21 protein-coding genes are annotated in these 19131 nt (G+C 73.6%); 8 read left to right on the top strand and 13 right to left on the bottom strand.

Features of this window, described 5'->3' with window-relative positions:
• Positions 1-13: 13 nt before the first annotated feature.
• Positions 14-1189, bottom strand: a complete 1176-nt coding sequence (locus tag AB0H28_RS00340; RefSeq protein WP_358032086.1) for an NADP-dependent malic enzyme — start codon at positions 1187-1189, stop codon at positions 14-16.
• A gap of 152 nt (positions 1190-1341) precedes the next feature.
• Positions 1342-1677, bottom strand: a complete 336-nt coding sequence (locus AB0H28_RS00345) for a S26 family signal peptidase (protein ID WP_358032089.1) — start codon at positions 1675-1677, stop codon at positions 1342-1344.
• 53 nt (positions 1678-1730) lie between these two features.
• Between AB0H28_RS00345 and sodN the strand changes: the two genes are divergently transcribed.
• From sodN to AB0H28_RS00360, 3 genes are read left to right on the top strand one after another with little or no spacing between them, the layout of a single operon-like run.
• Positions 1731-2135: a superoxide dismutase, Ni gene (sodN, locus tag AB0H28_RS00350; protein WP_358032091.1), complete on the top strand. Its 405-nt coding sequence runs from the start codon at positions 1731-1733 to the stop codon at positions 2133-2135.
• Positions 2132-2656 carry a GNAT family N-acetyltransferase gene (locus tag AB0H28_RS00355; protein ID WP_358032093.1) on the top strand — a complete coding sequence of 175 codons (525 nt, stop codon included), beginning with the start codon at positions 2132-2134 and terminating at the stop codon, positions 2654-2656. Before sodN ends, AB0H28_RS00355 begins: the two co-directional genes overlap by 4 nt.
• Positions 2657-2688: 32 nt before the next feature.
• Positions 2689-3096, top strand: a complete 408-nt coding sequence (locus AB0H28_RS00360; RefSeq protein ID WP_181570114.1) for an ATP-binding protein — start codon at positions 2689-2691, stop codon at positions 3094-3096.
• A gap of 24 nt (positions 3097-3120) precedes the next feature.
• Here the strand turns inward: AB0H28_RS00360 and AB0H28_RS00365 are convergent, their stop codons facing one another.
• On the bottom strand, positions 3121-3525 hold the full coding sequence (locus tag AB0H28_RS00365; protein WP_358032096.1) for a hypothetical protein: 405 nt from the start codon (positions 3523-3525) through the stop codon (positions 3121-3123).
• Between the two features lie 43 nt (positions 3526-3568).
• Here AB0H28_RS00365 and AB0H28_RS00370 point away from each other — a divergent pair, with 43 nt between their 5' ends.
• Entirely contained in the window at positions 3569-4519 is a 951-nt protein-coding gene (locus AB0H28_RS00370; protein ID WP_358032098.1) for a diacylglycerol kinase family protein, read from the top strand.
• Between the two features lie 447 nt (positions 4520-4966).
• Positions 4967-5224, top strand: a complete 258-nt coding sequence (locus tag AB0H28_RS00375) for a WhiB family transcriptional regulator (RefSeq protein WP_013288358.1) — start codon at positions 4967-4969, stop codon at positions 5222-5224.
• A 63-nt stretch (positions 5225-5287) separates the two neighbouring features.
• Here AB0H28_RS00375 and AB0H28_RS00380 read toward each other — a convergent pair whose 3' ends face one another.
• The 4 genes from AB0H28_RS00380 to AB0H28_RS00395 are packed head-to-tail and all read right to left on the bottom strand — an operon-like array spanning position 5288 to position 8635.
• The gene (locus tag AB0H28_RS00380; protein ID WP_358032100.1) at positions 5288-6028 is read right to left on the bottom strand and encodes a CbiX/SirB N-terminal domain-containing protein; all 741 of its coding nucleotides are present in this window, start codon (positions 6026-6028) and stop codon (positions 5288-5290) included.
• Complete coding sequence (locus tag AB0H28_RS00385) at positions 6010-6774, bottom strand: phosphoadenylyl-sulfate reductase (protein WP_358032103.1); 765 nt, start codon at positions 6772-6774, stop codon at positions 6010-6012. Before AB0H28_RS00385 ends, AB0H28_RS00380 begins: the two co-directional genes overlap by 19 nt.
• Positions 6771-6929 (bottom strand): hypothetical protein, encoded by a 159-nt coding sequence (locus AB0H28_RS00390; RefSeq protein WP_358032105.1) that lies wholly within the window; start codon positions 6927-6929, stop codon positions 6771-6773. Before AB0H28_RS00390 ends, AB0H28_RS00385 begins: the two co-directional genes overlap by 4 nt.
• Positions 6926-8635: a nitrite/sulfite reductase gene (locus tag AB0H28_RS00395; RefSeq protein ID WP_358032108.1), complete on the bottom strand. Its 1710-nt coding sequence runs from the start codon at positions 8633-8635 to the stop codon at positions 6926-6928. Before AB0H28_RS00395 ends, AB0H28_RS00390 begins: the two co-directional genes overlap by 4 nt.
• A gap of 517 nt (positions 8636-9152) precedes the next feature.
• On the opposite strand from AB0H28_RS00395, the gene AB0H28_RS00400 reads away from it, so the two are divergent.
• The gene (locus AB0H28_RS00400) at positions 9153-10928 is read left to right on the top strand and encodes a glycosyltransferase family 39 protein (RefSeq protein WP_358032111.1); all 1776 of its coding nucleotides are present in this window, start codon (positions 9153-9155) and stop codon (positions 10926-10928) included.
• 36 nt (positions 10929-10964) lie between these two features.
• Here AB0H28_RS00400 and AB0H28_RS00405 read toward each other — a convergent pair whose 3' ends face one another.
• On the bottom strand, positions 10965-12512 hold the full coding sequence (locus AB0H28_RS00405) for a histidine kinase N-terminal domain-containing protein (RefSeq protein ID WP_358032115.1): 1548 nt from the start codon (positions 12510-12512) through the stop codon (positions 10965-10967).
• A gap of 24 nt (positions 12513-12536) precedes the next feature.
• Entirely contained in the window at positions 12537-13565 is a 1029-nt protein-coding gene (locus AB0H28_RS00410) for an SIS domain-containing protein (RefSeq protein ID WP_358032117.1), read from the bottom strand.
• Positions 13566-13749: 184 nt separating this feature from the next.
• Here AB0H28_RS00410 and AB0H28_RS00415 point away from each other — a divergent pair, with 184 nt between their 5' ends.
• Positions 13750-15360, top strand: a complete 1611-nt coding sequence (locus tag AB0H28_RS00415; RefSeq protein ID WP_358032120.1) for a tetratricopeptide repeat protein — start codon at positions 13750-13752, stop codon at positions 15358-15360.
• Positions 15361-15433: 73 nt separating this feature from the next.
• Here AB0H28_RS00415 and AB0H28_RS00420 read toward each other — a convergent pair whose 3' ends face one another.
• Positions 15434-17023: an MDR family MFS transporter gene (locus AB0H28_RS00420; RefSeq protein ID WP_358032123.1), complete on the bottom strand. Its 1590-nt coding sequence runs from the start codon at positions 17021-17023 to the stop codon at positions 15434-15436.
• Positions 17024-17141: 118 nt separating this feature from the next.
• On the opposite strand from AB0H28_RS00420, the gene AB0H28_RS00425 reads away from it, so the two are divergent.
• Positions 17142-17705, top strand: a complete 564-nt coding sequence (locus AB0H28_RS00425) for a helix-turn-helix domain-containing protein (protein ID WP_358032126.1) — start codon at positions 17142-17144, stop codon at positions 17703-17705.
• 22 nt (positions 17706-17727) lie between these two features.
• Here AB0H28_RS00425 and AB0H28_RS00430 read toward each other — a convergent pair whose 3' ends face one another.
• From AB0H28_RS00430 to rsrA, 3 genes are all read right to left on the bottom strand, one after another.
• Complete coding sequence (locus AB0H28_RS00430) at positions 17728-18240, bottom strand: GNAT family N-acetyltransferase (RefSeq protein WP_358032129.1); 513 nt, start codon at positions 18238-18240, stop codon at positions 17728-17730.
• The gene (locus AB0H28_RS00435; RefSeq protein ID WP_282284555.1) at positions 18237-18452 is read right to left on the bottom strand and encodes a biotin/lipoyl-binding carrier protein; all 216 of its coding nucleotides are present in this window, start codon (positions 18450-18452) and stop codon (positions 18237-18239) included. Before AB0H28_RS00435 ends, AB0H28_RS00430 begins: the two co-directional genes overlap by 4 nt.
• Before the next feature lie 389 nt (positions 18453-18841).
• On the bottom strand, positions 18842-19129 hold the full coding sequence (gene rsrA, locus AB0H28_RS00440; RefSeq protein ID WP_358032131.1) for a mycothiol system anti-sigma-R factor: 288 nt from the start codon (positions 19127-19129) through the stop codon (positions 18842-18844).
• Between the last annotated feature and the right edge of the window lie 2 nt (positions 19130-19131).

Consider the following 19131-nt stretch of genomic DNA (forward strand, 5'->3'; position numbering starts at 1 on the left):
CCCTCCTTACACCTCAGCGGCGGGCGACGCCGTCGCGGCGGGCGGCTTCGGCGACCGCTTCGGCGACGGCCGGGGCGACGCGCGGGTCGAGCGGGGACGGCACGATCGCGTCCGCGGTGAGCGACTCGGCCACCACGCCGGCGATGGCGTCGGCGGCGGCCACCTTCATCGCCTCGGTGATCCGGGTGGCGCCGGCGTCCAGCGCGCCGCGGAACACGCCCGGGAAGGCGAGCACGTTGTTGATCTGGTTGGGATAGTCGCTGCGCCCGGTGGCGACCACCGCGACGTGCCGGGCGGCCACCTCGGGGTGCACCTCCGGGGTGGGGTTGGCCAGCGCGAAGACGATGCCGCCGGGGGCCATGCCGGCCACCGCCGCCTCGGGGATCTGGCCGCCGGAGACGCCGACCAGCACGTCCGCGTCGCGCAGCGCCTCGGTGACGTCACCCTGGCGGCCGTCGGCGTTGGTGAGGTCGGCGAGTTCGGCCTTGGTGCCGGTGAGTTCGCGGTGCCGGCCGATGATGCCGCGGGAGTCGCAGACCACCACCCGGGCCGGGTCGACGCCGCCGGCGATCAGCATCTTGGTGACCGCCACCCCGGCCGCGCCGGCGCCGCTGACCGCCACCCGCAGGTCGCCGAGCTTGCGGTTGAGCAGCGCCGCCGCGTTGCGCAGCGCGGCCAGCACCACGATCGCGGTGCCGTGCTGGTCATCGTGGAAGACGGGGATGTCCAGCGCCTCGTCCAGCCGGCGTTCCACCTCGAAGCAGCGCGGGGCGCTGATGTCCTCCAGGTTGATGCCGCCGAACGAGGGCGCGAGCGCCCGGACCGTGGCGACGATCTCGTCGACGTCCTGGGTGTCCAGGCAGACCGGCACCGCGTCCACGCCGGCGAACTGCTTGAACAGCACCGCCTTGCCCTCCATCACGGGCAGCGCGGCACGCGGGCCGATGTTGCCGAGGCCGAGCACGGCGGAGCCGTCGGTGACCACGGCGACGGTGTGCGACACCCAGGTGTAGGTGTCGGCGAGGTCGGGGTCGGCGGCGATCGCCTCGCAGACCCGGGCCACCCCCGGGGTGTACGCGAGGGAGAGGTCCTCCCGGCTGGTCAGCGGCACGGTGGAGGCGACGGCCATTTTGCCGCCGACGTGCAGTCGGAAGACGGGATCGGCGGGGTCCGGGGTGGACGCAGACATGGTGACTCCAGGATCTGTCGAGCAGACGGACCGGCCGGCGCGGTCAGCGGAGGTCAGCGACCGGCGGGGCGGCGGTGCGGGGGGTCACCCGGGCACTTTCCGAGCATAGTCACGCACCGGCTCCCAGGATGTGAGCGGGGTCATATCCATGACTACCCCTGTCCGCCCCTGATCCGGCCGGGGCGCGGCCACCAGCGGGCCACCACCCGGCCGCGCACGTCGGCCACCCCGTACGCCCGGGAGTCGTCGGTGACCAGGTCGTTGTCGCCGCGCAGCCACCAGCCGCCGTCGCGCGGCTCGACCGCGCGTTTGACCACGAGCAGGTCGGGCCGGCTGCGGAAGACCGCGATCACCACGTCGCCGGGGCGGATCGGGCGGCCACCGGTGCGGACCAGCACCGCGTCGCCGTGGCGCAGCGTCGGCGACATGGAGGGACCGGTTATCAGGACGGGCAGCACGGGTTTCACCTCCCGCCCGCTGGAAAGCATCTCCAGGAGTAGTGTCGTCTTGGATCATCGCAAACATCCCGTGGAGGACCCTGATGCGCCTTCCTCGCATCCTCATGCCCCGTACGACCGCCAGCGCCCACTGTGACCTGCCCTGCGGCGTCTACGATCCGGCTCAGGCCCGGATCGAGGCCGAGTCGGTCAAAATGATCTGCGAGAAGTACCAGGCGAACACCGACCCGGAGTTCCGCACCCGCGCCATCCTGATCAAGGAGCAGCGGGCCGAGCTGGTCAAGCACCACCTGTGGGTGCTCTGGACCGACTACTTCAAGCCGCAGCACTTCGAGAAGTACCCGCACCTGCACCAGCTCTTCAACGAGGCCACCAAGCTGGCCGGGGCGGCCGGCGCCAAGGGCGGCACCGACCCGGCGAAGGCCGACGAGCTGCTCTCCAAGATCGACGAGATCTCCAAGATCTTCTGGGAGACCAAGCAGGCGTGACCACGCCGGCCACGGCACCGACGATCCGGCCGGTACGTCCCGAGGACGTGCCGGCCGTCGTCGCCATGGTGCACGAACTCGCCGACTACGAACGCGCGCCGGAGCAGTGCCACCTCACCGCGGAGCAACTCCACGCGGCGCTGTTCGGCAGCGCCCCGGCGTTGTTCGGGCACGTCGCGGTGGACGCCTCGGACGAGCCGGTGGGCTTCGCGCTCTGGTTCCTCAACTTCTCCACCTGGGCCGGCGTGCACGGCATCTACCTGGAGGACCTCTACGTCCGGCCGGACGCCCGGGGCACCGGCGTCGGCCGGCTGCTGTTGGCCGCCCTGGCCGCGATCTGCGTCGAGCGCGGCTACCAGCGGCTCGAGTGGTGGATGATCAATTGGAATCCGGCGGCCCGGTTCTACGCCGCGATCGGCGCCAGGGCGATGGACGAGTGGACGCCGTACCGGCTGGCCGGGGCCGCGTTGCGCGACCTCGCCGCGCGGGCGACGCCCGCACCCACCCACCCGGCCGCCTGACCGGGTAGAGTCCCGCACCGGGGGGATGAGGCGTGACTCAACTGACCGGGCAGCCGACGACGGATGACGACGTCGTGCACCTCACCGTGCCCGCCGACGGTGGTTACCTCGGCGTGCTCCGCACCGCCACGGCCGGGCTCGCGGCCCGGCTCCAGTTCGCCCTCGACGAGATCGAGGATCTGCGCATCGCGGTCGACGAGGCGTGCGCCATGCTGCTCGCCATCGCCACCCGCGACGCCGAGTTGGAGTGCCGCTTCGCGGTCACCGAGGACGCGCTCACCGTCGAGGTGACCGTGCCGACGGTGCGGGGGGCGACGCTGCCGTCCGAGTCGTCCTTCGCCTGGAAGGTGCTCACCGCGCTGACCACCTCGGCGGGCGCCCGGGCGGCCGACGGCCGGGCCACCATCTCGCTGCTGACCCGCCGTTCCAGCGTCTTCTGACCCGTCCGGCGGGAGAGCCGGTGGCTAGTGACCGGCCGGGTCGCCGAAGCCGAGCGCCCGGTTGGTCGGGCCGCTGACCAGCAGCCCGGCGACGCCGAGCCCGAGCGCCATCAGCGGCAGCCCGAGCCAGGCCATCCCGCCCTGGATCATGTACCACCCGATCGGCAGCAGCATGAGCTGAAGCACGATGGCCGGCGCGCGGGCGCCCGCCCGCCGCCGGGACAGCGCGCCGCCGAGCGCCCAGAGCGCGACCGCCCCGGCGACCGCGAACGCGGTCACCAGCAGCGCCGAGGTCAGGTCGGTGGTGCGGGCGGTGAGGTCGGACCAGATCAGCCACACCGCGACCAGCCCGAGCGCCACCGCCTCGGCGCGCAGCAGGAGCACCGCCGCGCGGAGCGGGCCGGGCACCGGGTCGGAGTCGATCGTCACGGCCGTCACGATACCGGTGGGTAGGCGCGGTAATGTGCCGCCCATGCGGGCCGTCCTGGTAGTCAATCCGAAGGCCACCACCACCAGCGAGCGCAGCCGGGACGTGCTGGTCCGGGCTCTGCGCAGCGAGGTCGACCTGTCGGTGCGCTACACCCGCCGACGGGGCCACGCGATGGATCTGGCCCGGGAGGCCGCCCAGGAGGGCGTCGACCTGGTGGTCACGCTCGGCGGCGACGGCACGGTCAACGAGGTGGTCAACGGGTTGATGGCGGCGGAGCCGCCGACGTTCCGCACCGGGCCGACCTCGGCCGAGCGGCTGCCGGCGCTGGCCACCGTGCCGGGCGGCTCGACGAACGTCTTCGCCCGCGCCCTCGGCCTGCCCCGGGAGTGGCCGGACGGCACCAGCATGATCCTGGAGGGGTTGCGGCTGGGTCGGTCCCGCACGATCGGGCTGGGCCGCGCGGACGACCGCTACTTCACGTTCTGCGCGGGCTTCGGCCTCGACGCGGCGGTCATCCGCCGGGTGGAGCAGTCCCGCAAGCGGGGGCGCGTGTCCACCCCGGCGCTCTACTTCCGCTCGACGGCGAGCCAGTACTTCGTCGGCTCGGACCGCCGGCACCCGTCGATCACGTTGGAGCGCCCGGGTGAGGCGCCGGCGACGGAGTTGGCGACCGCCATCATCCAGAACACCGCGCCGTGGACCTATCTCGGCGACCGCGAGATCAACCCGAATCCGGAGGCGTCGTTCGATCTCGGGCTCGACGTGCTCGCCATCCGTCAGCTCAGGGTGGCCAGCACCGCACGGACGGTGACCCAGTTCTTCTCCCGGCAGCCCGATCCACATGGCAAGCAGGTGCTCCGGTTGCACGACCTGGCGGAGTTCACGCTGGTCACGACGCGCCCGCTGCCGTTCCAGCTCGACGGCGACTATCTCGGCGAACGGGAAAAAGTCAGATTCACCTCCGTGCCGGCCGCACTGAGAGTAATCTGCTAGGTCTCGGGTATCCCCGTCGGTTGACGCGGGCCCCCCACCGCGCAGGGGTGAGGTGGCCGCCACGCCGAGGAAGGGTGCCGGAAATGTCAGCAACGTCACGCAGACCGTACTATATTGATCCTCGACTGTGGCACGCCGGGTAACGAGAGCCCTCGTAAACCGGGACAAATGGGTGGTGAGCCCGCTCACTGTTCGGAGTTTTCCGAGCGTCACCCTTGACATCGCTGTAGTTCGTGAAAGTATTCACAAGCGAACTCGTGTTACCGGGACATTGCCTGGATATGCTCGTCCGGTTGAGCTGTTCCAGCAGGTCCCGGGGCCCGCAGCCTGCTCACGCAGCGCCGAATTGACGGATGCTGACCGTCACCGATCGGCAATGCGGACGCATATAGGAATAGCAACAAAGCGTTATCTGGCCATCCACTAAGAATGAGGAGTGTTGCCGCCATGGACTGGCGCCACGATTCGGTCTGCCGCGACGAGGACCCGGAGCTGTTCTTCCCGATCGGGACGTCCGGTCCGGCCCTCCTGCAGGTGGAGCAGGCGAAGGCCGTCTGCCGGCGCTGCCCCGTGACCGACCAGTGCCTGCAGTGGGCGCTGGAGTCCGGTCAGGACGCCGGCGTCTGGGGCGGGATGAGCGAGGAGGAACGCCGCGCGGTGAAGCGCCGCGGCGGTCTCCGGGTGCTGCGCGCTCACTCCGCCTGACCCACATCACACGCGAACGCCCCGGCCGGGTTCCCGGCCGGGGCGTTCTGCGGTCCGGGCCGGTCAGCCCGCAGCCGCCGTCACCCGACGCCGCACCAGGTCGGCCAGCTCCGGCAGATCGTCGAGCGGGTCGGCGACCGCCACCGCCCCGGCCGCGCGGGCCGCCGCGCGTACCCCGTCGTGGAACCGGCCCGGGGCCAGGAAGTAGGCCGCCACCGCGACCCGGCGGGCGCCCGCCGCACGCAGCCGCGCCACCGCGCCGCCGACCTCCGGGGGCGCCGCCGAGGCGTACGAGACCCGGCAGCGCACGCCCAACTCGGCGCCGAGCGCTGCGGCGACCCGGCCCACCGAGGCACGCGCGCCGGGGTCGCGGGTGCCGGCCGCGGCCAGCACCACCGCGTCCGCGTCCGCGCCGGCCGCCTCGGCCAGCCGGCGCCGCAGCGCGGCCAGCAACCGGCCGTCGACCACGCCGCCGGTCGGCCCGAGCACGTCGGTCACCCGCACGTCGAGGTGCGCGCCGGCCGCCGCCACCGCCGCCGGGATGTCCACCTTCCGGTGGTACGCGGCGGTCAACAGCAACGGCACCAGCACCACCCGGGAGTGCCCCTCGCCCGCGAGCCGCCGCAGCACCTCGCCCGGCCCGGGATCGGTGTGGTCGAGCCAGCTCGGCAGCACCGGTCGGCCCGGCCAGGCGACCGCCACCGCCCGCGCCAGCGCCCGGGTCGCGTCCGCCGCGCGCGGGTCACGACTGCCGTGCGCCACCAGCACCACCGGTGGCGCACCCGTCAGGTGTGCAGCCCGCACTCGGTCTTCTCGAACATCGCCCACCGCCCCGCACGCGGGTCCTCCCCCGCCTTCGTGCGGCGGGTGCACGGCCAGCAGCCGATCGAGCCGTAGCCCTTGGCGAACAGCTCGTTGACCGGGATGTCGTAGCGGGCCACGTACGCGTCCACCTCGCGCTGCGTCCAGGCCGCGATCGGGTTCACCTTCACCTTGCCGCGGCGCGGGTCGAACCCGACCACAGGCGTGTTGGCCCGGGTCGGCGACTCGTCCCGGCGCAGCCCGGCGGCCCAGGCGTCGTACCCGGCGAGCGCCCGCTCCAACGGCTCCACCTTGCGCAGTTGGCAGCAGTCGTCCGGGGAGCGGTTGAACAGGCGGGGGCCGTACTGGCCGTCCTGCTGGCCCACGGTCATCCGGGGGCGGATCGAGCGGACCCGCACCGGCATCCGCCGGGCCACCTCGTCCCGGACCCGCAGCGTCTCCGGGAAGTGCAGGCCGGTGTCCAGGAACACCACGTCCACGCCGGGGGCGACCCGGGAGACCAGGTGCGCCACCACGCCGTCGGCCATCGAGCTGGTCACGCAGAACCGGTCGCCGAACGTCTGCGCCGCCCAGCGGGCGATCTCCAGCGCGGGCGCGCCCGCCAGCTCCCGCCCGGCCTCCTCGGCCAGCGCGCGCAACTCCTCCGGGCTGCGCCGGGCCGGGTCCGCCTCGGCGGTCGCGCCGGCGCCGACCAGGCCCAGACCGGCGGCGGAGAGCAGGCCGGTCACCGGTTCACCGCCCGGCTCAACAGGCCGGTGAACCTCACCGCGAAGACGCGCGCGCAGGCGTGGCACTCCCAGGCGCCGTGCCCGGCCTCGTGCGGTCGCAGGTCCTCCTCGCCGCAGTAGGGGCAGTAGAGAGGCGCAGACCGAGCGTCACTCATCGAAGCTCCTCCTCGTCGACCCTGATCACCCAGTTGGCGAAGCGCTCGCCGTCGGTCCGGCCGGCCAGGTAGCGCCGGGCCAGCCGCTCCACGTACTCCGGAAGTTCGTCGGAGGTGGTCTTCAGACCGCGCAGCTTGCGGCCGAAGCCGGCGGTCTGCCCGGCGGCCATGCCGAGGCCGCCGCCGAGGTGCACCTGGAACCCCTCGACCTGCCGGCCGTCCGGGCCGACCACGAGCTGGCCCTTGAGCCCGATGTCCGCGACCTGGGTGCGGGCGCAGGCGTTCGGGCAGCCGTTGAGGTGGATGGAGATGTCCGCGTCGAAGTCGCGCAGCCGCTCCTCCAGCCGGGCCACCAGCTCCTCGCCGCGCCGCTTCGTCTCGACGATGGCCAGCTTGCAGAACTCGATGCCGGTGCAGGCCATGGTGCCGCGCCGCCAGGCCGACGGCCGGGCCTCCAGGCCGATCCCGCGCAGCGCGGTCACCAGCTCCTCGGTCCGCTCCGGCGCCACGTCCAGCACCAGCAGCTTCTGGTACGGGGTGAGCCGCACCCGGTCGCTGCCGTGCGCCTCGACCACGTCGGCGAGCGCGGCGAGCTGGGTGCCGGAGACCCGGCCCACCACCGGGGCCGCGCCCACGTAGCTGGCGCCGTCGCGCTGCGGGTGCACGCCGATGTGGTCGACCGGCTTCGCCGGCAGCTCCGCGGCCGGACCGTCGAGCAGGGCCCGACCCAGGTAGTCCTTCTCCAGCACCTCGCGGAAGCGCTCCACGCCCCAGTCGGCCACCAGGAACTTCAGCCGGGCCCGGTTGCGCAGGCGGCGGTAGCCGTAGTCGCGGAAGATGCCGACCACCCCCGCCCACACGTCCGGCACCTCGTGCAGCGGCACCCAGACGCCGAGCCGCTTGGCCAGCATCGGGTTGGTGGAGAGGCCGCCGCCGACCCACACGTCGAAGCCCGGCCCGTGCTCCGGGTGGTCCACGCCGAGGAACGAGATGTCGTTCGCCTCGTACGGCGTGTCGACCAGCCACGAGATCGAGGTCTTGAACTTGCGGGGCAGGTTGGAGAACTGCTTGTCGCCGACGTACCGGCGGACGATCTCGTCGATCGCGGGCGTGGGGTCGAGCAGTTCGTCCCGGGCCACCCCGGCCACCGGGCTGCCGAGCACGATCCGGGGGCAGTCGCCGCACGCCTCGGTGGTCTGCAGGCCGACCGCCTCCAGCCGGCGCCAGATCTCCGGCATGTCCTCGACCCGGATCCAGTGGTATTGGATGTTCTGCCGGTCGGTGATGTCGGCGGTGTCCCGGGCGAACTCCCGGGAGATCTCCGCGATCACCCGGAGCTGCGCCAAGCTGAGCTGGCCGCCGTCCACCCGCACCCGGAGCATGAAGAACTCGTCCTCCAGCTCGTGCGGCTCCAGCACGGCGGTGCGCCCGCCGTCGATGCCGGCCTTGCGCTGGGTGTAGAGGCCCCACCAGCGGAACCGGCCGCGCAGGTCCTGCGGGTCGATCGAGGCGAAGCCCCGGTGGGCGTAGATGTTCTCGATCCGGTCCCGCACGTTCAGCGGGTCGTCGTCCTTCTTGATCCGCTCGTTGGGGTTGAGCGGCTCGCGGTGCCCGAGCGCCCACTGGCCTTCGCCACGCGGCCGGCGGGGCGCCCGGGCGGCGGGAGCCGGGTGGTCCGAGTGGGTCGGGGTGCTGCTGACCGCCATCGCGGCGTCCTCCGTTGTCTGCTGCGGTGCCTGGGAGCGCGGACGCGACGGCCGGCCCTTCACGGGCCGTGGACGGCGGTGTCGATGACGGCCGGCGCGGATACGCGCCCGAGACAGATGGGTCGGGCGTCGTCAGTGGGCCGGACAGATCGCGCTGCGCACGCGGCCGTAGTCGACGTGGCGACGGGCCACGAAGCGGCGGACGACAGCGGCGGTCATGTGCCTCATGCTGCCACACCACGTGGTCTCCGGCCACCGACCGGCGCTGTGATCCCACATCACGGGCCCCACCCAGATCGACGCCCATCCACGCGCGTCCACCTTTTGTGACCTGTCCCATTCTCACTCTCGCCGCGGCTGCCACGGCCGTGATCAAGGAGTTTGCGTCATCGAGAGCGCCACCGCCGACGCGAACTCCTTGATCAACCCCCGTCGTCGGGGCGAGAGCGAGAGCGGGGATGGGGAAGATTCGTGGAGGGGGGTGGGAGGGTGGGGGTGGCGTGTGAGGCTGCGGGGTGTGAGCGCGCCTACCGAGCCTGCGCCGCCTCGGGTCCGGGGCCGGGCGGTGTGGGCGGTCCCCGGCCTATTGGCGCTGGTGGTCACGCTGGCCGGGATTGGGCACGCACAGCCGTGGCGGGACGAGCTGGCGACCTGGAGCGCCGCGACCCGCCCGCTGCCGGACCTGGTCCGGCTGACCCGCACCATCGACGCCGCCACCGGGCCGTACTACCTGCTCATGCACGGGTGGACCGCGCTGGCCGGCACTTCACCCACCGCGCTGCGGCTGCCCTCCGCGCTGGCCATGGCGTCCGCCGCCGCGCTGACCGCCCGGCTCGGCGCGCGCCTTGCCGGTGACCGGGCCGGCCTGCTGGCCGGGCTGCTGTTCGTGGTGCTGCCGACCACTTCGCGGTACGGCCAGGAGGCCCGCCCGTACGCGCTCGCGACGCTGCTCGCCGTGGTCGCCACGCTGCTACTGGTCGAGGCCCTGCGCCGGCCGTCCCGGTGGCGCTGGACCGGGTACGCGCTCGCGGTCGCCGCCCTCGTGCTGCTCCACCTGATCGCGCTTACCCTGCTCACCGCGCACGCCGTGGCGGTGCTGCTGACCGCCGTGCGCGGCCCGGCCGCCGCCGGCCTCGACCCACCCGCCGCCGGCCTCACCCCACCCGCCGCCGGCCTCACCCCACCCGCCAGCTCCCGACCGGACCCACCCGACGCGACCTCGCCCGGCCGCAGACACCCACAGCATTCCACCCACCCCGGACATCGGCCGCGAGTGGAACGCCATGGGTGTCACGGCGCCCCCGAGACACCCGCAGCGTTCCACTCACCGGCGACATCGACCGCGAGTGGAACGCCATGGGTGTCACGGCACGGCACGAGTGGCGAGCCGCGCGCGGAACCGGGGCACGTGGCCGGCGGGGCTCAAGACGGCTCGGGGAGACGGGTGCCCGGCGGGCGGATGCTCGCGCGGTGGCTCGTGGCGCTGGTGCCGGCCGTCGTACTCGTCACCCCGCTGGCGGTGATCGCCCGGGGCCAGCGCGGCCGGCAGCTCGACTGGGTGGACCCGGCCCGCCTGCCGGATCTGGCGTCGCTGCCCGGTGGGCTGGCGCAGAGCGCGGTCGTGGGCGGGTTCCTCCTGGGGCTCGCCGCGCTCGGCGTGGTCCGGCTCGGCCGGCGGGCGCTACTGCCGGGAGCGGCGGTGCTGCTGCCGGTGCTGCTGCTCTTCGCCGCCGGCACGGTGGTCCCGCTGTGGGTGACCCGCTACCTGGTCTTCACCGTGCCGTTCGCCTGCCTGCTGGCCGGCGTGGCCCTGGCCCGGGTACGACTCGGGCCGGCGCTGGTCGTGGTGGCCCTGGCCGGGCTGCTCGGACTACCCGACCAGGCGGCGCTGCGCCGGACCCACGAGTGGCCCCGCACCGCGCCGGTCGACTACGCGGGCGCGGCCGGCATCATCGCCGCCGGGCAGCGGCCGGGCGACGCGGTCGTCTACTCGCCCCGGGACGGCTGGCTCTTTCCCGACCTCGGTCTCGCGTACCACCTGGGGTCGGGGCTGCCGCGCGACGTGCTTGTGGTCCGTGACCAGCGGGCGGACGCGAGCCTCTGGGCCGTCGAGTGCGGCGAACCGGCCCGCTGCCTGGCCGGAGTGGACCGGGTCTGGCTCGTCGTCACCGGCCGCCGGACCGACCCCCTGGCGGCGGTGCCCGGCGCGAAGGGCGAGGCGCTGCGCGACGGTTTCACGGTCCGCCAGGTCTGGCCCCGCCCGGGTCTCACGGTGGCGCTGCTCGTCCGGTGACCGGCCGGGCTCGACCGGACGGCCGCCGGCCGGGGGTCAGCCCGACAAGCGGTCGGTGGTGCCCCGGGCCAGCGGCACGACGAGGACCGCCTCGGTGCCGCCGGCCGCGCCGTTGCGCAGCTCGATGGTGCCGCGCAGCTCGCCGGTGACCAGGGCCCGGACGATCTGGAGCCCGAGGTTGCCGCCGCGTTCGGCGTCGAACTGCCCGGGCAGGCCGCGGCCGTTGTCGGCGACCGAGACGTGCAGTTGCTTGCGGTGCCGGTGCACCGAGACCACCACCTCGGGTCGGGGCGCGTCGGCCGGCGCGGGTTCGCTCTCCTCGTCGACCGCGGGGAAACCGTGTTCGACGGCGTTGAGCAGCAACTCGTTGAGCACCATCACCAGCGAGGTGGCGATCTCGGCGGGCAGGACGCCGAAGCTGCCCGTGCGGCGCATGCCGACGGTCAGCTCGGTGGCGGCCACCTCGGTCGCGGCGCTGGCCACCCGGTCGACGATGCCGTCGAACTCCACCGCCTCGTCGCTGGACATGGAGAGCGTCTCGTGCACCAGCGCGATCGAGGCGACCCGGCGTACCGACTCCTCCAGCGCGACCCGGGCCTCCGGCATGGCGACCCGGCGGGCCTGTAGGCGCAGCAGCGCGGCGACGGTCTGCAAGTTGTTCTTCACCCGGTGGTGGATCTCCCGGATGGTGGCGTCCTTGGTGATCAGGGCGCGGTCCCGGCGGCGTACCTCGGTGATGTCGCGGACCAGCACCAGCGCGCCGATCGGCACGCCGGCGGGCATCAGCGGCAGGGCCCGGGTGAGCATGGTGGCGCCCCGGGCGTCGACCTCCCGCCGGGGCGGGGCCTCACCGCGCAGCGCGGCGAGGACCGCGTTGCCCGCGTCGGTGCCTTCGAGGGGGTCGCCGGCCAGCCGGCGGTGCAGTTTGGCCAGGTCCTCGCCGACCAGGTGGGAGGCGAAGCCGAGCCGGCGGTACGCGGACTGCGCGTTCGGGCTGGCGTAGGTGACCTTGCCGTTGGCGTCCAGCCGCACCAGGCCGTCGCCGACCCGGGGCGCCGAGGTGGTCTCGCCCGGGTGCCGCGGCGGCGGGAACGTCCCGTCGGCGATCATCTGGGCCAGGTCGTCGGCGGTGGTCAGGTAGTTCAGTTCGAGCTGGCTCGGGGTACGCGCGGTGGAGAGGTTGGTGTCCCGCCCCACCACGGCGATCACCTGGCCGCTCTCGCCGTCGCCGGTGCGCAGGCGCACCGGGATGGCCTCGTGCCGGGCGGGCACGTCGCCGTACCAGACCGGGTCACCCTCCCGCCAGATCCGGCCCTGCCGGTGGGCGACCTCCAGGTGCGCCACCTCGGGGCCGCCGACGATCCGGCCGACCTGGTCGTCGAGGTAGGCGGTCGGGGCGGTGGTCGGGCGCACCTGGGCGACGCAGAGGAAAGTGCCGTCGCCGTCCACCGGCACCCAGAGCAGCAGGTCGGCGAAGGACAGGTCGGACAGCAGCTGCCAGTCACCGGCGATGCGGTGCAGGTGGTCGATGTCCGCCGGCCGGAGCGTGGTGTGCTCCTCGGCGAGGTCACGGAGGGTGGACACGCCCCACAGCGTGCCACGCCGGGCTCACATCGTCGCGGTGACCTTCTTCAACCCGCGGGGCGAGTCCGGGTCCTCGCCCCGGGCCAGCGCCAGGGCCAGCGCGAGCCGTTGCAGCGGCAGGATGTCGAGCAGCGGCGCGTAGCGCTCGTCGACCTCCGGCACCGCCATCCGGGTCGTGCCGACGTCGGCGGAGCCGACCACCACCACGTCGGCCCGGCGTTCGCCGAGCCGGGGCAGCACCTCGCGCATCGACTCGCCGCCGGGGCCGGAGCCGACCACGGCGAGCACCGGCACGTCCGGGTCGGTCATGGCGAGCGGGCCGTGCAGCAGGTCGGCGCCGGAGAAGGCGAGCGCCGGCAGGTAGGACGTCTCCATCAGCTTCAGCGCCGCCTCCCGGGCGGTCGGGTACGCGTAGCCCCGGCCGGTGGTGACGAGTTGGGCGGCGAAGCGGTAGCGCGGGGCGAGCCGGGCCGGGGTGTCGTCGGCGAGGGTCCGCGCGGCCAGCTCGGGCAGCCGGGCCAGGGCGGCCAGTTCCTCGGCGGGCAGCACCCCGTCGCCGGCGCGTACCCCCTCGATCAGCATCAGCAGCGCGAGCAGCTCGGCGGTGTAGGTCTTGGTGGCGGCGACCGCGCGTTCGTGGCCGGCGGCCACGTCCACGCTGAGTTCGGCGGTCTCGACAAGTGGCGAGTCGGGGTTGTTGGTGACCGCGAGGGTGAGCGCGCCGGAGGCGCGGGCCACCCGGAGCACCTCGGCCAGGTCGGGTGAGCCGCCGCTCTGGCTGACGCCGACGACGAGCGCGTCGGACAGGTCGGGCCGGGCGCCGAAGACGGTGATCGCGCTGGGCGAGGCCAGCCCGGCGGGCAGCCCGAGGCGGATCTCGGTGAGGTAGGCGGCGTAGAGCGCGGCGTGGTCGGAGGTTCCCCGCGCGGTGAAGACCACGTGGCGGGGTCGCCGCCGCGCGACGGCCGCCGCGACCCGGGCGATCGCGGCGGCGGGCTCGGTGGTGAGCAGCCGTTCGTAGCCCGCCGGCTGCTCGTCGATGTCGGCTGCCATGCCGGCCCCTGGACGCGTCACCGAGCACCCCCTTCTGCGCGATTGCCGCGCGATCGATGCTCAGTCTTGCACGTTTTGGCCGAGACGAGCAAAGCAACGAACAGCATTGCGCAGTGGATCACCATCTGGCGGCAAGATCCCCTACGCTGGCCCGGCCGACCGACCCCGACGACGGAAGGACGACGTGCCCGAGGACGACGCCGCGCTCTCCGCGGAGGAGGAACTCGCGCTGGCCCGGCTGGCGCTGGGCGAGGGTGACCTCCGGCACGCCGCCGACCACGTCGCCGCCGCGCTGGTGCGCTCCCCCACGCTGCCCGAGGCGCACGAGACACTCGCCCGCCTGGCCGCGGCCAGCGGCGGCGACCTGGACCTGTTCCCCCTCGGCCAGCACGCCTTCGTCGGCGCCGTGGTGGCCCGGGCACACCTGCTCGCCGCCGCCGGCCGCCCCGCCGAAGGGCTCGACCTGCTGGCCGCCGCCACCGGCTACGCGCCCGGGGCGCCATGGGCCGCCGTGCCCTGGGTCACCGCCGCCGACCTGCCCGAGCGGCTCGACCCGGAGCGCACCGCCCGGATCCTCATGCAGGTCTGCGCGGTCACGCCCGACCCCGTCCCGCGCCGGCTGCGCGAGCCACTGCTGCCCTACCTCACCCTGGCCCGCAACGCGATCACCGTGCATCCCAGCCACCCGCTGCTGCTGGGCGCGGCGTCCGCGCTGGCCCGGCGACTCGGCGAGGTCGCCCTCGCGGTCGCCTGGGCCACCCGGGGGGTACGCGCGGAGCCCACCAAGCTCGGCGAGGTGTGGCTCGGGTACGCGTACCGCAGCGCCGGCCGCACCGACGACGCGCTCGCCGCGCTGGAACGCGCGGTCGCGCTCGACCCGGACGACCTGGCGGTGTACGCGGACATCGCCGGCACGCTTGCCGATCACGGCCGCCTCGACGCGGCGCTGGGCTGGGTCGACCGGGCGCTGGCGAAGGACCCGACGTTCGACTGCGCCGTGCACACCGCGCACCGGCTGCGCTTCCAGCGCGACGGCGACGTGGACCACCTGGTGGCGCTCGCCGACTTCGTCCGCGACCACCCGGACGACTCGCACGAGCACGGCGACCTCGCCGAGTGCTGCCGCGGACGCCCGTGGCTGGGCCAGGTCACCCCCGGCGGCCCGGATCCCGCCCCCGCGCCGCCCGCCGACGTGACGCACCCGTCGGCGAACGCGGCGCGGCGGCTCCAGCGGCTGACCCACCCGGCCTGGTCGCACCCACCGGCCGCCTACGACGCCGCGGTCGGACTGGCCACGCTGGACCTGGCCGACCTGCTGGGGCTGCTGGCGTACCCGCCGGATGCGCCACCCACCGCGCTTGGCCGGGTACTCGGCGAGCAGGATCCCGCGCTCTGGGCGCGCTCCGCGCAGGTCTGGGCCTGTCTCGGCCTGCTGCACCATCGCACCGACGAACCGTGGGCGGAGTCGACCCGCCACCGGGTGCTGCGGGACCTGGCCGGCGGCGAGCCCGGGCCGATCGGCGAGGCGGCACTGTTCGCCCTGGTCACCGCCGCCTGGGTGGACCCCACGGCACGCGCCGACGTGGCCGCCCTGGTGGCCGGGCGGCTCAGCGCAGCGGCGGCCGGCCCCACCCGCCGGAACCCGCCGGCGGTGTCGTTGGCGCACCTGGCCCGGGCCACCCCGGCCCTCGACGGGACCGCCCGGGCCACCGCCGACGCGGTGATCGCCGAGGCCGGCAGCGGCCCGCTGCGCCGGCTGTGGCGACGCCTCACCGCCCTCTTCCGCCGCGCCTGAGCGCGCCGGGTGGGCCGTTAAGAAGGGGCCCCGGTACAACGCCAGGCGTTAACCGGGGCCCCTTCCTTACACCTCAGACCGGGGCCTTGCCGAGCGCGACCTCGGCCTCGTCCTCCGGGGTGGCGCCGGCGGGCGGGACGTCGTTCGTCGCGCGCAGCGGCACCTCCTTGATGAACCAGGCGAGCACCGGAACCGCCACGGTGAAGAAGACCGCCCACAGGAACACGTGCGAGATGGCGTCGGCGAGCGCGCCGAGGACCAGCTCCCGCGCCGGGCCGGTGAGCTCCTTGAGCTTCTCCAGGTCCATCGCCCCGCCCTCGCCGCCGCCCTTGCCGGCGAACGCGGGGCCGGCCGGCGAGTCGGCCAGCCGGTTCGCGAAGATGGCGCCGAAGAGCGAGACCCCGAACGAGCCGCCGATGGACCGGAAGAAGGTGGCCGCGCCGCTCGCCGCGCCCAGGTCCTTCTGCTCGACGCTGTTCTGCGCGATCAGCATCGAGGTCTGCATGAGGAAGCCCATGCCGACGCCGAGCACCACCATGTAGAGCGAGGACTGCACCTTGCTGGTGCCCAGGTCGAGCAGGCTGAGCAGGCCCATGCCGAGCGCCATCACCACGCCGCCGACGATCGGGAAGGCGCGGTAGCGACCGGTCTTGGTGATCGTCCGGCCGACCACGAGCGAGACCACGAGCATGCCGAACATCAGCGGAAGCAGCAGCAGGCCGCTGTTGGTGGCCGAGGCGCCCTGCACGGTCTGCTGGTAGAGCGGCAGGAAGTTCATCGCCCCGAACATGGCGAAGCCGAGCAGGAAGCCGATCACCGAGATGAGCGCGAAGTTGCGGTTGGCGAACAGGCCCAGCGGCAGGATCGGCTCGGGCACCCGCCGCTCCACGAGCGCGAACGCCGCGAGCGCGACCGCCGCCAGCACGGCCAGGCCGAGGATCTGCGCCGAGGCCCAGGCGTACTCGTTGCCGCCCCAGGTGGTGACCAGCACGATCGCGGTGATGCCGACGGAGAGCAGCGCCGCACCCAGCCAATCGATCTTGTGCTCGGTGCGGTACTTCGGCAGGTGCATGGTGGTGGCGAGGACCAGCAGCGCCACGCCGCCGAGCGGCAGGTTGACGTAGAACGCCCAGCGCCAGGAGAGGTGATCGGTGATGAAGCCGCCGACCAGCGGGCCGGCCACCATGGCGATGGCCATGATGCCGGCGATCATGCCCTGGTAGCGGCCCCGCTCGCGGGGCGGGACCAGGTCACCGATGATCGCCATGACGCCGACCATCAGGCCGCCGGCGCCGAGGCCCTGGACCGCCCGGAACGCGATCAGCTCCGTCATGCCGCTGTCGGTGCCGCCGAAGACGCCGGAGCCGGACATGCCGCAGAGCGCGGAGCCGACGAGGAAGACGACCACCGCGGTGAGGAAGACCGCCTTGCGGCCGTAGAGGTCACCGAGCTTGCCCCAGATCGGGGTGGACACCGTGGTGCCCAGCACGTACGCGGTGACCACCCAGGTGAAGTGGTCGGCGCCGCCGAACTCGAAGACGATGCGCGGCAGCGCGGTGCTGACGATCATATTGTCGAGCATCGCGAGCATCATCGCGATCATCAGGCCGAACAGGACGACGCGGACGTTCGGTCTCGCGGTGACCGGGGCTGGTTGACTCATGGGTAGGCTCCCCCGCAGATCGGTGATCGACTTACTTGCCGCCCGGCTAGTTAACTTACCAGCCGCACGGTAAGCTCGGTGCGGGACAACGTCAAGCTGATGGGAAGGTGTCGGTCGGGTGAGCGAGAGCACAGGCGGCACGCGGCAACGGATCCAGGCCGTCGCGCTGGAGCTCTTCACCGAGCAGGGGTACGAGAAGACCTCGCTCCGCGAGATCGCCGAGCGACTCAACGTGACCAAGGCGGCGCTCTACTACCACTTCAAGAGCAAGGACGAGATCGTCACCAGCTTCGTCGACGACCGGCTGCGCCGGATGGACGAGCTGATCGCCTGGGCCGCCGACCAGCCGGCCACGCTGGCGACCCGGCGTACGCTCATCGGCCGCTACGCGGATGCCATGTTCGCCGGCGAGCTGCCCAAGGTGATGCGGTTCTTCGAACAGAACCAGACCGTGCTGAAGAGCCTCACCGCCGGCCAGCAGATGCGCGACCGGATGATGCGGCTGGCCGGCGAGCTGTGCCGCGGCGACGACTCCCCGGCCGCCCAGCTACGCGCCGCGCTCACCCTGTTCGCGGTGCACAGCAGCTGGTTCGCGGTGCGCGCCCCCGACGTCACCGACGAGGAACGCAAGAAGATCGCCCTTGAGGTGGCCGACGAGCTGCTCGCGAAGATCGGCCAGTGAGCAGGCGGCGGAGCGGCGGGGCTCAGCGCGCGGCGGTCAGGTCCAGACGCAGGCCGAGCAGCTCGACGCCGGGCGCCGGGACCCAGTCCTTCGCCGGCGCGCGGACGAACCCGAGCCGGTCGTAGAGGCGCCGCGCGCGCGCCGACATGCCGGCACGTACGCAGATCACCACCGCCGTGCAACCCAGCTCGGCGGCACGCGCCACGCACGCCTCGGCCAGCGCCGCGCCCGCGCCCCGGCCCTGCGCGGCCGGGTCGACCGCCAGCATCCGGAACTCGGCCTCACCGGGCTCGGCCAGCTCCGCGAACGGGGTGCCCGGCAGCACGAACGTCACCGCGCCGAGGACCGCGCCGGTGGCCTCGTCCACGGCGACCAGCACCTCACCGGTGTGAGCCCGACCGGGCACGTCGGCGAGCACCGCCGCGTACCCGGTCTCGGCCTTGAGCTGGCCGTCCGCCTCGTACGCGGCGACCGTCAGCCGGGCCACCGCCGGGAAGTCCGCCGACTGGGCGCGGCGGACGAGCGCGCCGGTCAACCGATCACCGCGATCAGGTCGCCGTCCTGCACCACGTCGCCCTCGTTCACCGCCACCTGCTGCACCACGCCGTCGGACTCGGCGACCACCGGGATCTCCATCTTCATCGACTCCAGGATCACCAGCGTGTCGCCCTCGGACACGGTGTCCCCGGCCGACGCGACGACCTTCCAGACGTTCGCCACCATCTCGGCGCGGATCTCCTCGGCCATCTCCCGGCCCTCCCTCAAGTCCGACGGTCCTGCGAACGTATCCAACCATGACCCCGGTCACGCCGGCCCGCTGACCACCGGCCCGCCACGCCCCACCGCGCCCGGCGCGCGACCGGCGGCACTAGCATCGTGCGGGTCGGCGCCCGGCGATCCGCCGGCCGCACGCGACCTCCGCCGCGCTCGCCCGCGGCCGGACCGTGACCAGCACAAGGAGGCAGAGCATGGCGAAGAAGGCCCGGAAGAAGAAGGCCCGGAAGAAGAGCGCCGCCAACCACGGCAAGCGCCCCAACTCCTGATCACCGATCAGCGAACCCCGGCCGCGCGGCCGGGACACCGGTGGCCCGGGTCCACGCGGACCCGGGCCACCGGTGTGTGTTCGGTCGGCGACGTCAGTCGGCCAGCTCGCGGGACTCGCTGGGCTCGAAGACCACCAGCTCGGTCAGCCGCAGCCGCAGCCGCTCGCGCAGCTTCTCGGGTGCCGCCTCGTTGCCACAGCACCGGGCGACAAGCGCCTTGACCTCCTGCTCGATGCCGTACTCGCGCAGGCACGGCCCGCACTCGTCCAGGTGGTGCCGGATCAGCACCCGACGCTCCTCGGCGCACTCCAGGTCGAGGTAGAGGTAGACCTCGGCGAGCACCTCGCGGCAGTCCGTCTCGTGCGGTCGTCCACAGCTCACGG

The sequence above is a fragment of the Micromonospora sp. NPDC050980 genome (assembly GCF_040653835.1).
GTDB lineage: Bacteria > Actinomycetota > Actinomycetes > Mycobacteriales > Micromonosporaceae > Micromonospora.